Consider the following 13,704-nt stretch of genomic DNA (forward strand, 5'->3'; position numbering starts at 1 on the left):
CTTAACTTAAATTATGTTAAGAGCTCGTATAAGACCCTGCCGAGTGACAAAAAATAATATATCATGTCCAAACTGAAATTGCAATGACTAATTTTTAAGTATTTAAACTTTCATTAATGTCGTCGTATAATAATCTATAATACATTATAGGAACTGAATGATTTTCACGGATATCATGTGAAAGGGTGGACCGGTCATGCGATTGCTGGCATTGCAGCACAAAGAGGATTTTACGCCGGATATCCGGCGGATTCTGGAGCAGTGTCTATACCTTCCCGATGAAGATAAGTTGGATAAAATCGTCTGCTTGTATCTTTCCGACTCCTGCCGGTTTTTTTACACCTGGAATGATGGAACGGAGGAAGGGGTTCAAGCGATCATTGGCATTAGCGTTCGCGCGGAAACGCAATGTGCAGTCATTCTTCACATTGCCGTCAAGGAAGAGATGCGGGGACAAGGAATCGGACGGCGGATGATTGATGAAGTCATCTCGCGGCATGCGGTAGCCTCCATCCAGGCACAGACGGATCAGGATTCGGTAGCCTTTTACCAGTCATGCGGCTTTACAGCTACCAGTCTGGGGGAGCTCTATCCGGGGATAGAGCGTTTCCTGTGCGAGAAAAAAATGACATCGTATCCAATTGACCGTCCAAAGGAGTAATTTATACACGGGCAATCTTTATTGAGTCTATTTATTAAATCTATTGCCACAGCGCAGACGGAGCCTCCGTCTGTTTTTGATCTACAATCTTTCTAATATAGCGGCTTGCCGCTTGCCAATTTTGAGCGCTTCCAGCCGTTTGTAGCCTTCATGCCGAATCTTTTGTTTTTTGTCGGCAATAAGAACGAGCACGGAAGATGGATGGACTAGATGGAGCAATTGGTCCAGCATCCGATGCAGGGGGTCCTGACCTTCCCCTTCTCCCTCCCATTGAGCCGTCTGTCCGTAAGGCACGTCGGTAATAATGAGGTCGGCACGTGGGCAGAATGCGGAGGCCCGCTCCCCTTCGGACAAGATATCGGCTTGAAAGCTTACTGCTGGAATCGGGTTTCTTCTCTGAACTACACCTTCTCTAATTCGACAGGCCGCCTCCAATGCTTCTTTATGAGAAGCCTTTCCGTACTCCTGAACGTACTTGCCGATTTCGCCTATCCTTCGCTCTATTCCTTCGATCGTCAACAGGGATAGGTTTTGCCGGGAAAGCAGCACCGCTTCCTCCCGTATATCGGAAGCGTATACGGCCTCTACCTGATCTCCATGCAGCAAGCCGATCACGGTCAGCAAGTAACCGCAACCGGAGCACGGATCGTACACTGTATAGGGTCCGTTTACTCCCTTCTTCTGTAAATGGACGAGCCCCCTTTGAAAAAGTTCGCTTCCCAGCCTGACCGGAAAGGAAGTCATCCCTAGACGGCTCTCGATGACTTTGCCGCTGGCCAAGTCTTCATAGTTCATTTTAGTCGTAACGTGTTTATATTCCATAATCCATTCCCTTCCTCTTATTCCGCGTTCTAACAAAACTCACCCTGGAGACATCTTTCTCTCTTCACTCCATGAGCTATCCAATCTATATTGCCAACTTCTCTTCTTCAATCATTGCGGTAATCCCCTTTATCTTATCAACTATTTCTTTGACAAGCGACACACTTTGTTAACAACAATAGCTCTATTGAGTCATATCTGGCCGACCGAATTTGTAATAGACTCTAAAACAGCAAGGAACGCATACGCGTATGCGTTAAGTTAAGTGCGTTCTATTTTCTCCGGCGGAGGTGAATGGATGATATTGTTGCAGCGAAGCAAGCCGCGTTACCCGCTGCTAGGACTGGCCGCATTATGGATGGCGCTGATCTTTCCCTCCTTGTTACAGGCGGAAAGCGCTGTTGGTGCCGGGACTCCGCTGCAGCCGCTGATCGATCAGACGGAATCCGGAGGAACACTCGTGCTGGAGCCCGGCCATTATATCGGACCGGCAGTCATTACCCGACCTATCCATATAGAGGCGGCAGGGGCAGGTGTTCGAATCGACAATGATGGCGAGTCGCCGGCGATCACGCTGCAAGCGAGCGATTCGTCTATTACGGGCCTGCAGATCGTTGATGAAATGCGTGACCGAAAGATGGCCTCCGTTCTTGTGTCGGGCAGCCGCAATCGGCTGGAAAATCTCCACATTACGACTAGAGCCAGCGGAATTCAACTGCGGGAAGCACATACCAACGTGCTGGAAGGCTTGAAGATCGAACGTCCGCAGGAAGCGGGAACCGTTCGTCTGTCGAGCCGGGGGAACGGAATTGATCTGTGGGGCTCCCACGATAATCTCATTACTCAGAATTATGTCACCCACATGCATGATGGAATCTACCTGGAGAGCAGCGAATCGAATCGTGTGGAGAATAATAAGGTAGATTTCTCCCGTTACGGGTACCATTTCATGTTCACCAAAGACTCGTTTCTAATCGATAACGAAGGGGAGTATAACGTCACCGGGGGGATGGTCATGAGCTCGGATAATACGGAGGTGACCGGTAATTCGTTCACCGAGCAAAGTGAGAACGTCAACTCTCAGGGGCTCCTTCTGTACGATGTGAATCAGACGATTGTAACCGGTAATCGTGTAGAAGGCAATCGTGTCGGCTTTTATATCGAGCAAGCCAAAGATAGCAGGCTGGAGGATAACTGGATCGCCCGGAATTTCATCGGAATGGAGATGCTTCAATCGGAGAATAACGAAGTTTCCGGAAACCATTTCATCTCCAATGTCAACCAGGCACAGGCAACAACAAGTGCCAACAATGCAGTCCGCGCCAATTATTGGGACGATTTTCAAGGAGTGGATCTGGACGGCAGCGGCTTTAGCGATCTGGTGTATCGGACCCATCCTTTTTTCATCACCTTGACCCAAAGCGCCTCGGCTTATCAGCTTTTTTTTCAATCGCCCGGGATGGTTTTTCTGCAAGGCCTCTTTCCCATAGATTCCGCGCAATCGTTAACGGATGAGGCTCCCCTCATGAATCCCGTAATCGATACCGGGGGGAATGGCGGGTTAAACGGAATAACACTGGCGATTTGCGCTTTGCTTTTTGTATTCAGTATTATAATTATTTATGTGTGGGGGATTAGAAGACAATGAAAAAAATGATGCTGCTTATTTTATCGTCGCTGGTTGTGCTGGTCGCAGCCGGCTGTGGAAAGAAGGAAGACTACAAGCCTGTTGCGATCAACGAGGGAGTGGATCGCTGTGAAGTGTGCAACATGCTGATAGAGGATGATCACAATGCGACCCAGCTCATTCTAAAAGACGGCAAGCCGCTCAAATTTGACGATCTCGGCGATCTTTTCGTATGGACGAAGGAGCATGGACTGGACGAGGTCGGACAACGATTTGTTCGTGATTATCACAGTCTGGAATGGCTGAAGCTCGAAGAGGCCTACTATGTATATGATAAAACGTTCCAGACTCCGATGGCTTTCGGCGTCTATTCCTTCAAAGATAAAGCAAGCGCAGAAAAATTTATTGAAGAACAAGGCAAAGGGACGCTGATGTCGGCAAGCGAGCTGGACAGCCATTCCTGGGAGCCTAATATGGATATGATGAAAGGCCACGGCCACGATCATGAGGGGCACGGAAACGGACAGTCAGAAGGTTCTGAAGAGTCTCATGGCAGCGATAATAGCCATGGAGACGGTCATAAAGATGGTCTTGGGGACTCTCATGGCGATGGAGCAGAGCCCTCTCACGGAGACAGTCATAACAACGAAGGAGCCAAGGATGAGCATAAAGAAGGCACAGAACACTCTGATCCTTCCGATCATGGGGAGCACAAAGAAGACGCTGTTCTCAAGAAGGACAATGAGCATAGCGAAAAATAAAGAAGTGCAAAAATCATTACTTACTAATGCCTTCCTAATTGAGGATGTGATTTCATGCATTGGCTGACAGTGGCCGCACGCGAGGTCAAGCTTGGCTTCCGCAATCCTTGGGCCTATTCATTCATGGCTCTGTTCTCCTTCTTTAGTCTGGCGCTGCTATTGATCCAATCGCAAAGTCAAATGAGCGGCTACACCAGCTCTACGGGAACAATGCTCAATTTGATTTTGTATCTGCTGCCATTGATGACCTTGCTGCTGGGCTCGTTCTCCGTGACAGCGGAAAAGGAAGAGGGCGGATGGGAGCTGCTATCTACCTACTCTATAAGCACCTCCTCTTATTTGTTGGGCAAATATGGCGGGCTGGCCGTTGTTCTTTTTGCCATCGTTGGTTTTGGTTACGGGTTCTCCGGGATCATCGGCGCATGGATCGGCAAATCGTTCGCGGCGGATACATTCCTCCTCTTCCTCGCCTTCTCTGCAGGGCTGATCCTGCTCTTTCTGGCTTTGGCGATCGGAGTGGGAACGCTGTCGAAGAACCGCTGGCAGGCCTTGACCTATGGAGTAGGAATCTGGTTCTTCCTCATTATAGGCTGGCCTACTCTACTCCTTTCGGTCCTGGGCTTTCTGCCTTATTTATGGATTAAGCCTGCGCTAGTCGGCTTGACGTTCTTAAATCCGGCCGAGCTGATCCGTATTTTTATGATCGTCAAGATGGGAGGAGGAACCGTCTTCGGAGCCGAATACTATCAATGGGTGGATTGGATTCAACAACCATCCGGCACTCCGATCTTTATCGCAGTGTGCCTCGCATGGATAGGAGTCTGTCTCGGAGCGGCTATATTCGGATGGGAAAGAAGGCGATACCGTGGATAGACCCATGCTTGAGCTTCGTGATGTGAGCAAGCAAATAGATAAGCGTCCTATTGTCCAGCCTATTAGCCTCACCGTTCCCCCGGGGGAAGTTCTCGCCTTGTGCGGCGGGAACGGAGCAGGGAAAAGCACGATTCTGAGAATGATCGTAGGAATTACCCAACCGACTGCGGGAACCATTCAGGTGAACGGCTACGAGCGGAAAAAGAACCGCAAGGCTTATGCCGACAGCATTGGTTATATGCCTGACGATTTTCTGTTCGGCCAATCGTTGTCCGCCAAGGAAACCTTGCTTTTCTATGCCAAGCTGCGCCGCATTCCCCCAAGCAAGGCCTTGCAAACGTTGGAAAGGGTCGGCCTGCAACAGGTTCAGCACAAATCGGCCACTTCCTATTCTAAAGGAATGCGGCAAAGATTGTTGTTTGCCCAGGCACTGCTGGCCGATCCCGCTCTGCTCGTGCTGGACGAGCCGACCAACGGGCTGGATCCGTTCTGGATGGAAGCTTTCGTGCAATTTATGAAAGAGCTGAAAGCATCAGGCCAGACGGTCATCTTCTCCACCCATCAGTTGGAGGTGGCTGAGGAAGTAGCCGATCGCGTGCTGTTCCTGAACGAAGGCGAGGTGCTCCGCTCCGGATATACTCGTGAATATAAGGAGGAGTACGGGACAGCGGGCTTGAACGCCGCTTTCGCGGACCTGTTCAAGCAAAAATCGGGCAGGACTTAAATCTTCATGGGCACTTTCCTTCGCAATGGAAGGACGGCTTTCTTTAGTGCCACTTATATAGCCCTGCCACTTTATAAGAAATAGGGGGTCCATAATGAGAAATCGTACCTTTCAGCTCATGATTACGGGCTTGCTGCTTGCTGTTCTGGCGGCATGCGGTACCGTGCAGACTGATCTTCCCGACGGAATAGCCGTTCCCGAGGACAATATTTTTATAACTACCCAACCGGAGCCTCCAGTCGCCAAGCAGGAGACGACTTTAACCGTCGAGCTAAAAAAGCTCCCTGAGCCGGACGATACGACGGTCGATCTGGAAATTCGCAAGGAAGGATCCGTCCGCGGGAAATTTATCAAGACAAAGCCCGACAAAGGAGGAGAAAACTTCTCCACACAGACAACGTTTGACGATGCAGGAAAATATGAAGTCATTATCCACATCTATGCCCCTGACGTTCATCAAACCGTTCCGCGAGATTTGGAAGTTCAATAATGGAGAGAGGGAATTTCCATCTGCCAACCACACTCCGGGCACTTGAGAGTTGCTGGAAAGAACGGTAACATAAACGTGAGGAGGGATGTAAAGATGCATTATCGCAGGCTTGGTAAAACCGATCTTAAAGTTTCCGTCATTGGAATCGGGACCTGGCAATTCGGGGGAGAATGGGGCAAAGATTTTGCACAGGATGAAGTAGACCGGATTCTCGGGCGGGCCAAAGAACTCGGCATCAATCTAATAGATACAGCGGAATGCTATGGCGACCATCTATCGGAACGATTCATTGGAGAGTTTCTGCATAAGGACCGGCGGGAGGACTGGGTCGTCGCCACCAAGTTCGGGCATGAATTCCATGGACATCTCCATCGGACGGACCGTTATTCCGCTGAGGATGCGATCAAGCAATTGGAACAATCTCTCAAGGCGTTGAAGACGGACTACATTGACCTGTACCAGTTTCACTCCGGTCCGAATGAAGCTTTTGATAACGACGAGCTCTGGACGGTGTTAGACAAGCAGGTGCAGGCCGGAAAAATCCGCCATCTGGGAACCTCCATTGCCAAGAATGACAATCTTCATCAGACAGAGCAAGCAACGCGCGTGAATTCCAAGGTCATTCAGGTCATATACAACCGGCTTGACCGCCAGCCGGAGGGCCAAGTTTTCCCTTCCTGTATCGAACAAGATCTTGGAGTCTTGGCACGGGTCCCGCTGGCCAGCGGCTATTTGAGCGGCAAGTATAAGCCTGGCGCCGTATTTGAGAGCAACGACGTGAGGCATCGACATGACCCTGAGCAAACAAAGAAAAAACTGGCTCAAGTGGAGGAAATTCGCTTGAAGGAAGTGCCGGAAGGAATGGATATGGCTCAATGGGCGCTTGCCTGGTGCCTTAAACATGATGCGGTCACAAGCGTCATTCCCGGCTGCAAGAATGCAGAGCAGGTCGAGGCTAATGCAAGTGCTGTCCAGTGGGTGAGCGAGAAGCACCCCCAGGCGTGGAAGGCGGATGCTTAACCCGCCCTTGCTGTGTAAGCACCGCTCGGGATGATTTCTATCTGTCATCTATGAAAATCAGGTTAACGGTTATATCCTGAAGCGATAGTGGGCGAATAAGAACTACCCTTGCTATGGCCAAATACTATTGAGGGCCGCATTGAGGGCCACAAGGAAAGGCTTTCCTTTTACTCTCTGGAGTTAGGGAAAGCCTGTTTATTGGGCGGCCAGTGCTTGTCACAGTCTTGAGCCTGCTGCTAGGGCCCATCCTCTTCCAAGGGCTTTCTTCCAGCAAATCCATCCTCAGGACCATGATAATAGCTAATTTTCTCCTCTCCTTGCTTCCAGCAAAGCAGCACTTCCTCCCCATTCATCACCGACGGAAAATCAACGAGACCCAATTCAATATCTTTGAGCTCGGCTCCTTTATGAGTAATGCTGTTAGCAATGGTTTGCGCTTCAATTTGAAGAAATTCAAGCTCGCACTCCAAAGAAAAGAAAGGGTCCGACCGGTTTTCATCTGTGACAGGAGCAGTCTGCTTCAGGTGACGTAAATCGGCGTACATTCGCTCAAATTGATTTTTAATATTTTGCAATGCCTCCACTTCCTGGCGGATAATCGGCAGTATGGCATTGGCTTCCTCGGGTGTAAACCATTTTTTCACTGCCTCTTCCTCCTTTCTATCCTGCATTCTATATCTGCATTGCGGCAAAATTTTTTCTAATCTCCCCGGTCTTTTCCAGTCAATCCTCTGCCGAAGCTGTATTCACGGTTTGGAATCTTGGCTTGAAACCATGTCCATTATTTTAAAGATAATCGAACAGCTCGTCCATTCTGCTAATACAACCAATAACCGGCACATCATTGCTTTTCAGCTCGGCATTGTCCCCGCAATAAGAAAGAAACTGTGAGCCGCCTGCTTGCGCGGCTTTGCCGTCTATCCAGGAATCGCCTATAAACAACCATTCCTCAGGCGGAATCTGCGGATATAACTTATGGACATACCGGACTCCATCCGGAGCCGGTTTAAGCCGGATCATCTGCTCCCGGCCAATCACATGATCGAAATATGATTCCACCCCGGTTTCGACCAAAGCCGTCATAGCCGCAGAATATGCGTTGTTCGTCAATATAACTAAAGGATAACGGCCATGAAGCTCAGCCAATACTTCTCTAACTCCCGGCTCTAATCCCGCTCCCTTCATTCCTGCCTGCTCATATTCGGTCACGACCTTCCAGACACCCGGGAGCCATTGCTCTTCCCCGGAACCATATTCTCTGGCAAGCTCTATTAACTGGGAACTGGTGCAGCTAGTCCAACTAATGGAATCCGGCAGCAATCGATGCTCCTGCAAATAGGAATAAACCCCTTGTTTCATTCCGGGAAAATCAATCGAGGAACGAAGCACTGTATTATCCATATCAAACATGATCCCCCGGATGGACAGATGGTTAAGCAACCGATCATTCCTCCCCTCAATCTCTAATCCTTCTTTAATCACATAGGGCAAATTTAACATGAGAAAGCATAGGCTTTCAATATCGCAAGCAAATGTTTCCCGGAAGAGTTATTTCTATAATAATAAGGTCTTCAGAAAATAGTGTGTCCTAAATCTATATAAATTGAACTAAAGATTTCATAGATGGAGTGGAGAAAGAAAGATGCTTCCAGGGCGAGATTTGGCTTTGTATTCCTACCATCCGAAGGCCCATCCAATGAATAAGGAACGATTAGTTGAATCGGGGTCCCCGAAAAGTAATGTATAAACCTTTTTCGAAGCAAAGTCAGGGGGATCGACCGCGCCTAGAGGAGGGTTTAGACGCCGACCGTGTTACGGTGCGGACGGATTTCACTACGAAGCATATCCTCACTTTTTGGGGAAGGAGGTTGAAATTTGAAGCTTCAGAGGCACTCTCCTTCGGAACGGAATGATCGCTTTCTTTAGTGCCACCTCTTATATAGAATCTTCCCATAGGAAGAATTGGAGTGCAAAAGTGCCTCTTAAATCAACCTTTATCCTGAGATTCGGGATTCAAGTGCAAAAGTACCCTTTAATGGGGGCAGAATCGTCGCTTTTCAGTAAACGCAGAAAATAGAGCGCATTTTTACACCTGCTATCGCAAAATGACTAAAACGGTAGAATTGGGGTGCATTTTTGCACCTTAGTTCTGTTACCTGCCTAAGTACAGAGAATTATTAAATACATAGTACCTTTCGCATCGGCTCCTTCTTGCGGAGCCAGGTCGCATCGATTCTTTCATGTATACCAGCGGCAACCATGACGCTGCAACTTTAAAATGGAGTCCGGCATGCCTGAGAGAACGAACGGGAAGTATGTGAGGCAGCGATCTTATCAAACACTGATTCCGGTTTGGAGCCATCACAAGTCACCTATGGTTTTCTTGTTGGTCCGTTGACCAATCGACTCCCACCTCAAGCATACTCTATCCTCCATCCGTTTCCATCTTTGTTCGCAATAACAATAATAGATGGTGCTCTGGTTTAATATACTACCGCCAGAGGACAGCACAGGCGGTAGTATGGCAGTCTATTATAAATCCTCGACAACTGACGGCAGCTCGTCTGGTTCCGTTCAAGAAGTTACGGGAAGCATGTCCAATTCCTGATCAAATGAATCAGCAACCAGACTTCAGCCCCGAGCTGACAGGGGATCAGGTAACCCCGCCTTTCTAGCAGTAAGCCTGCTATTTCCTGCTATTTAAAACTTCTTAGCTCGGACCAGTAAAGCCAAATCAACATTTTTAAAGTCCATTCCATGTCCTGCATTCTAGCAACCTCCTTTTCTTCCGACTCGATCCAATATATGAGCGCTGAAGAAGAAAGGATTGGGGACAGGTCTACTCTATGAAAAAAGTAGCTCCTGCCCCATCGGAGCTGCTAGATTAATAGTTGGCAGATAGATAGATAAAGCAGCTGCTCTGCGATCAGATTATGGACGGAATTATCGGCTGGCCTGCCTATATTCCCGGCAGCGGTTCAACCAACGGACAACCAACTGCGGATTCGAGCCAAAATGGATATGGGAGTAGCCGGCTACCAAGTTTCCTTCTTGATAGCCTTCGGCTTGCTCCCCTTTACGCCCTTTTGTCCAGTAAGCATGAGCCCCCTCGCCCGCTGGCGTAAAGACCGAGTAGTGGAATTGGTGTCCTCGAGCCGTCTCTTCTTCCCCGAGCAAAAAATTCCGTTCGGTCCCCCGAATTTCCCGATAGCCCAGCGCCTGCAGCCGATCCTTCATTTCGGTAAAGCCGGGAATGAGTCCCACCATCGGATAGCTCTGACCGTCCCGGGTGCGGATTTCGTCGGTTAAATACATAAAACCGCCGCATTCCGCCAAGGCAGGCATCCCGCTTCGTATTCCTTCTCTAATGGAAGCCTTTGTCTCTTCTTGTGCAGAGAGGACGGACGCGAATTCCTCCGGAAAACCGCCGCCGATATAAAGGCCGCTCGCTCCCTCCGGAATCAGCTCGCCCCGGAGCGGCGAGAAGTAGACGCATTCCGCTCCATACGCCTCCAGCAGCTCGATATTCTCCGGGTAGTAAAAGTGAAAGGCGGCATCCTTCGCGATAGCTATGCGAAGGCGCGGTTCCTCCTCTTGCGATGTCCCGGAAATGGAGCGGGTGAAACCGCGAGAGCCAGCAAGCGGAGCGGCGGGAGGGTCGGAGGGCGGCGGCGAGCCCAGGTTCAGCGGCGGGCAGGACGAAGCAGGCGCCGGTGCGGGCGGGAACATAGTCCGCTCCGCCCGCACCGGCGGCGACTTCGCCAGCGCGAGCAGCTGATCGAGCTCGAGCCCGGCCTCCGCGAGATCGGCGAGCCGCTCGAACAGCGGCTCCAGCTCGCCTCGCGCGAGCGCCGGGATCAGCCCGAGGTGCCGCTCGGGCAGAGCGACGGCGTCATCCCGCCGCAGCCAACCGAGTGCGGGAATTCCGCACTCCTGCTCGATGGCGGCTTGAATGAGCCGATAGTGCCCCTCGCTTCCGATGCGGCCTGCGATGACTCCGGCAATCCGGATGTCATCGGAGAAGCGCTGGAAGCCCTGCACGATCGCCGCCGCCGAGCGGGCCATGCCGGCGCAGTCGACGACGAGCACGACCGGGCAAGCCAGCAATTGGCTGATCTCCGCCGTGCTGCCCGCGTTGCTCGTCGGGTCTTTGCCGTCATAGAAGCCCATGACCCCCTCAATGAGGTTTATGTCCGCTTCCTGGGAGCCACGGACATAAACCTCCTTCACTCCATCGGGGGTCAGCATCCAGCTATCCAGGTTCCGTGACACTCTCCCTGTAATCGCAGTGTGATAGCTCGGATCGATATAATCCGGTCCACACTTGAATCCCTGTACTTTATAGCCTCTTCTTCTTAAAGCCGCCATAATCGCCAGCGTAGCCGTCGTTTTGCCGCTTCCGCTGCCGGTTCCGGCGATGACCAATCGATGATCGGATGGTTGTACGGTTTTCAAATCGGTTTTCAATTCCATTCCCTCGCTTTTATCTATTCAATTGGTTTCTCCTACCAAAATAACAGTATATTCATAGCTTCACAGCCTTTAACCCAGTATACTTGTTCCCCCATGACTTGTCATGGACGTTCCGCTCGAAGAACGTTTTATCGACAAAATGTGCTTTGCTTTTTGAACTCGCGCTTCCCTCGACGCACATTGCGATACTGGCAGGAGGATAGTCATTATTTCATTCTATTGGAATAGGCAGAATAATTAGAAATCGTTAGAAAAAAGAAGATTAAACAAGATAGATGGAATAATATTCGACAGAATAGAACTTAATAGAATTTTTAGAATATTTACATAATATTGATAATTTGATAGGATCACATTAAGAACAACGAATTAAGAAGTTCAATTTCGCATTAGAATACTGAAAAGCATCCAGAATATCCATGCCACATCTCCTCGAATGGCTATTTATCGGAAGGGGAGCAACCGGGCGTCAATGATTCGCCAAGCCGAATCTAAACGCCATCCTAGTCCTTGAGCCCACTCCGTTAAATAAATACACCAACTAGAAAGGGGATAGTCCAATGGAGTAGCGTAAGCGAAGCATGCTGTAATCAGATTGCACAGAGGAAGAAGTCCCGTGACAGCTTTTTCCGTAGTCTGTGGGCATGTGGGGAACTCAGAAACTCTTTCTTGCAAAAGCATGCAGAGCATGTAGTGAAAGGGTTAAATTGAAGAAAGGATTGGACATGCTGGGCATGTGAATGGCAGGAGGTAAGCAAGAACAAGTGAATAGTAGAAATCCAAATTAGGCTTCGTTTATTTTGCTATAAAATAAACGGAGTCTTTTAATTTTTTGTTTGAACAAGCCCGGACATGAATGCAAATGGGGTTAGGGGAGCTTGCGGTGGACACTTTGTCCTATTCGCGCTATAATATAAGTCGCAATGGCCGTTGCATTTGAGGTTATGAGATGGAGTTATGAATTTTATTTTAGCCCGATCTTCATTCGCTTTACAATTGTATATTCGGGGTGCTGGAATAGGCCGGCTGAGATTGTATCCCACAAGATACTGACCCTTAACCTGATCTGGGTAATGCCAGCGGAGGGAATTCAACGCATTGTCTATAATGCGTCGCCAATTGTGCTAACTTGCGCCCTTAGATCAGGGGCGTTTTTTTGTGCTTCGATATACGATTGCATTTTATTTCATCAGGAGGATGACTTAAGTCATGAAGGCTTTAACGTTGAAAAGGATATTGAGCTTAACATTAGCTTCACTTCTTATTCTTACCGCATGCACTAATAAGGATAAGGATGCGGAGAATTCGCAGGCAGAGCCGGATAAATTAACCGACGTCACCCTTGTGCTCAACTGGTATCCGAACACCAATCATACCGGTCTGTATGCTGCGCGTGATTTAGGATATTATGAAGAAGCAGGCTTGCGTGTAGATATCGTTCCTCCCGGAGTTAACGGATCAAGCGCCATTGTCGGTGCAGGCGAAGCAGCCTTCGGTGTGAGCATTCAGGAAAATGTGACCGAGGCGCGCATCCAGGGAGTTCCTATTGTTTCCATCGCGACACTAATGCAGCATAATACATCCGTCTTTGCTTCTCCTGTAGATAAAAATATTACAAGTCCGAAAGATTTTGAAGGCAAAGTATACGGCGGCTTCGGTTCCCCTGCGGAGGCGGGCATTTTGCAATCGTTAATGCAGGCCGACGGCGGGGCCGATGCGGACAAAGTGAAGAGTGTCAATCTCGGGGAAGCCGATTTTTTTACCGCCATCGAACGGGATGTTGACTTTTCCTGGATTTTTTACGGGTGGACCGGAATTGAAGCGGAGCTTCGCGGGGTTCCTCTCAACATCATTCATTTGACCGATTACTCCGACAAATTGGATTACTACACCCCGCTTTTAATTACTAACGAAAAAACGATTCAGCAGCAGCCCGAACTGGTCAAAGCTTTCTTAGCCGCCACCGCCAAAGGCTTTCAATATGCGGTCGATCATCCGGAGGAAGCGGCCAAAATATTGCTGCAAGCGGCGCCGGAGCTGGATGAAGAGCTGGTCATGGCCAGTCAGAAATGGATTAGCCCCCGCTACCAGGATGACGCTCCGCAATGGGGAATCCAGAAAAAATCGGTCTGGGAAAACTATGCCAGTTGGATGAGAGAGCACGGGTTGATCGAGGAAGAGTTTGATGCTGAGGCGGCCTTCACGAACGAGTTTTTGCCCGAAGCGGCACAATAATTTTAAGAAGGGATGTCC

12 protein-coding genes and 1 riboswitch are annotated in these 13,704 nt (G+C 49.4%); of the genes, 8 read left to right on the plus strand and 4 right to left on the minus strand.

Annotated features, from left to right (window positions below; genetic code table 11):
• Positions 1-196 precede the first annotated feature (196 nt).
• Positions 197-661: a GNAT family N-acetyltransferase gene (locus tag KJS69_RS17765; protein WP_213585133.1), complete on the plus strand. Its 465-nt coding sequence runs from the start codon at positions 197-199 to the stop codon at positions 659-661.
• 81 nt (positions 662-742) lie between these two features.
• On the opposite strand, the gene KJS69_RS17770 is transcribed toward KJS69_RS17765, so the two are convergent.
• The gene (locus KJS69_RS17770; protein WP_213585134.1) at positions 743-1,483 is read right to left on the minus strand and encodes a hypothetical protein; all 741 of its coding nucleotides are present in this window, start codon (positions 1,481-1,483) and stop codon (positions 743-745) included.
• Between the two features lie 298 nt (positions 1,484-1,781).
• Here KJS69_RS17770 and KJS69_RS17775 point away from each other — a divergent pair, with 298 nt between their 5' ends.
• From KJS69_RS17775 to KJS69_RS17800, 6 genes are all read left to right on the plus strand, one after another.
• The gene (locus KJS69_RS17775; protein ID WP_213585135.1) at positions 1,782-3,131 is read left to right on the plus strand and encodes a right-handed parallel beta-helix repeat-containing protein; all 1,350 of its coding nucleotides are present in this window, start codon (positions 1,782-1,784) and stop codon (positions 3,129-3,131) included.
• The gene (locus KJS69_RS17780) at positions 3,128-3,871 is read left to right on the plus strand and encodes a nitrous oxide reductase accessory protein NosL (RefSeq protein ID WP_213585136.1); all 744 of its coding nucleotides are present in this window, start codon (positions 3,128-3,130) and stop codon (positions 3,869-3,871) included. Before KJS69_RS17775 ends, KJS69_RS17780 begins: the two co-directional genes overlap by 4 nt.
• Positions 3,872-3,925: 54 nt before the next feature.
• Positions 3,926-4,744 carry an ABC transporter permease gene (locus KJS69_RS17785; RefSeq protein ID WP_213585137.1) on the plus strand — a complete coding sequence of 273 codons (819 nt, stop codon included), beginning with the start codon at positions 3,926-3,928 and terminating at the stop codon, positions 4,742-4,744.
• Entirely contained in the window at positions 4,737-5,468 is a 732-nt protein-coding gene (locus KJS69_RS17790) for an ABC transporter ATP-binding protein (protein WP_249730580.1), read from the plus strand. The genes KJS69_RS17785 and KJS69_RS17790 overlap by 8 nt, the downstream gene beginning before the upstream one ends.
• 94 nt (positions 5,469-5,562) lie before the next feature.
• Positions 5,563-5,958 carry a hypothetical protein gene (locus tag KJS69_RS17795; protein ID WP_213585138.1) on the plus strand — a complete coding sequence of 132 codons (396 nt, stop codon included), beginning with the start codon at positions 5,563-5,565 and terminating at the stop codon, positions 5,956-5,958.
• A 93-nt stretch (positions 5,959-6,051) separates the two neighbouring features.
• Positions 6,052-6,978 (plus strand): aldo/keto reductase, encoded by a 927-nt coding sequence (locus tag KJS69_RS17800; protein ID WP_213585139.1) that lies wholly within the window; start codon positions 6,052-6,054, stop codon positions 6,976-6,978.
• Between the two features lie 236 nt (positions 6,979-7,214).
• Here KJS69_RS17800 and KJS69_RS17805 read toward each other — a convergent pair whose 3' ends face one another.
• The 3 genes from KJS69_RS17805 to KJS69_RS17815 form a co-directional block, all read right to left on the minus strand.
• Positions 7,215-7,622 carry a DUF2203 domain-containing protein gene (locus KJS69_RS17805; RefSeq protein WP_249730581.1) on the minus strand — a complete coding sequence of 136 codons (408 nt, stop codon included), beginning with the start codon at positions 7,620-7,622 and terminating at the stop codon, positions 7,215-7,217.
• Between the two features lie 142 nt (positions 7,623-7,764).
• The gene (locus KJS69_RS17810) at positions 7,765-8,418 is read right to left on the minus strand and encodes an HAD family hydrolase (RefSeq protein ID WP_213585141.1); all 654 of its coding nucleotides are present in this window, start codon (positions 8,416-8,418) and stop codon (positions 7,765-7,767) included.
• A 1,503-nt stretch (positions 8,419-9,921) separates the two neighbouring features.
• A complete protein-coding gene (locus tag KJS69_RS17815; RefSeq protein ID WP_213585142.1) occupies positions 9,922-11,445 on the minus strand; it encodes a cobyrinic acid a,c-diamide synthase CobB in 1,524 nt (507 codons plus the stop codon).
• Positions 11,446-12,446: 1,001 nt separating this feature from the next.
• Positions 12,447-12,556, plus strand: a riboswitch (TPP riboswitch).
• A 104-nt stretch (positions 12,557-12,660) separates the two neighbouring features.
• On the opposite strand from KJS69_RS17815, the gene KJS69_RS17820 reads away from it, so the two are divergent.
• Entirely contained in the window at positions 12,661-13,686 is a 1,026-nt protein-coding gene (locus tag KJS69_RS17820; RefSeq protein WP_213585143.1) for an ABC transporter substrate-binding protein, read from the plus strand.
• Positions 13,687-13,704 lie beyond the last annotated feature (18 nt).

Origin of the sequence: Paenibacillus sp. J2TS4 (assembly GCF_018403245.1) — a bacterium.
Lineage (GTDB): Bacteria > Bacillota > Bacilli > Paenibacillales > NBRC-103111 > Paenibacillus_L.

Bases quoted from the DNA above. Each gene is read 5' to 3' on its own strand.
- KJS69_RS17780 (WP_213585136.1), top strand. From the start codon at position 3,128: ATGAAAAAAATGATGCTGCTTATTTTATCGTCGCTGGTTGTGCTGGTC.
- KJS69_RS17795 (WP_213585138.1), top strand. From the start codon at position 5,563: ATGAGAAATCGTACCTTTCAGCTCATGATTACGGGCTTGCTGCTTGCT.
- KJS69_RS17800 (WP_213585139.1), top strand. From the start codon at position 6,052: ATGCATTATCGCAGGCTTGGTAAAACCGATCTTAAAGTTTCCGTCATT.
- KJS69_RS17785 (WP_213585137.1), top strand. From the start codon at position 3,926: ATGCATTGGCTGACAGTGGCCGCACGCGAGGTCAAGCTTGGCTTCCGC.
- KJS69_RS17765 (WP_213585133.1), top strand. From the start codon at position 197: ATGCGATTGCTGGCATTGCAGCACAAAGAGGATTTTACGCCGGATATC.
- KJS69_RS17820 (WP_213585143.1), top strand. From the start codon at position 12,661: ATGAAGGCTTTAACGTTGAAAAGGATATTGAGCTTAACATTAGCTTCA.
- KJS69_RS17775 (WP_213585135.1), top strand. From the start codon at position 1,782: ATGATATTGTTGCAGCGAAGCAAGCCGCGTTACCCGCTGCTAGGACTG.
- KJS69_RS17770 (WP_213585134.1), bottom strand. From the start codon at position 1,483: ATGGAATATAAACACGTTACGACTAAAATGAACTATGAAGACTTGGCC.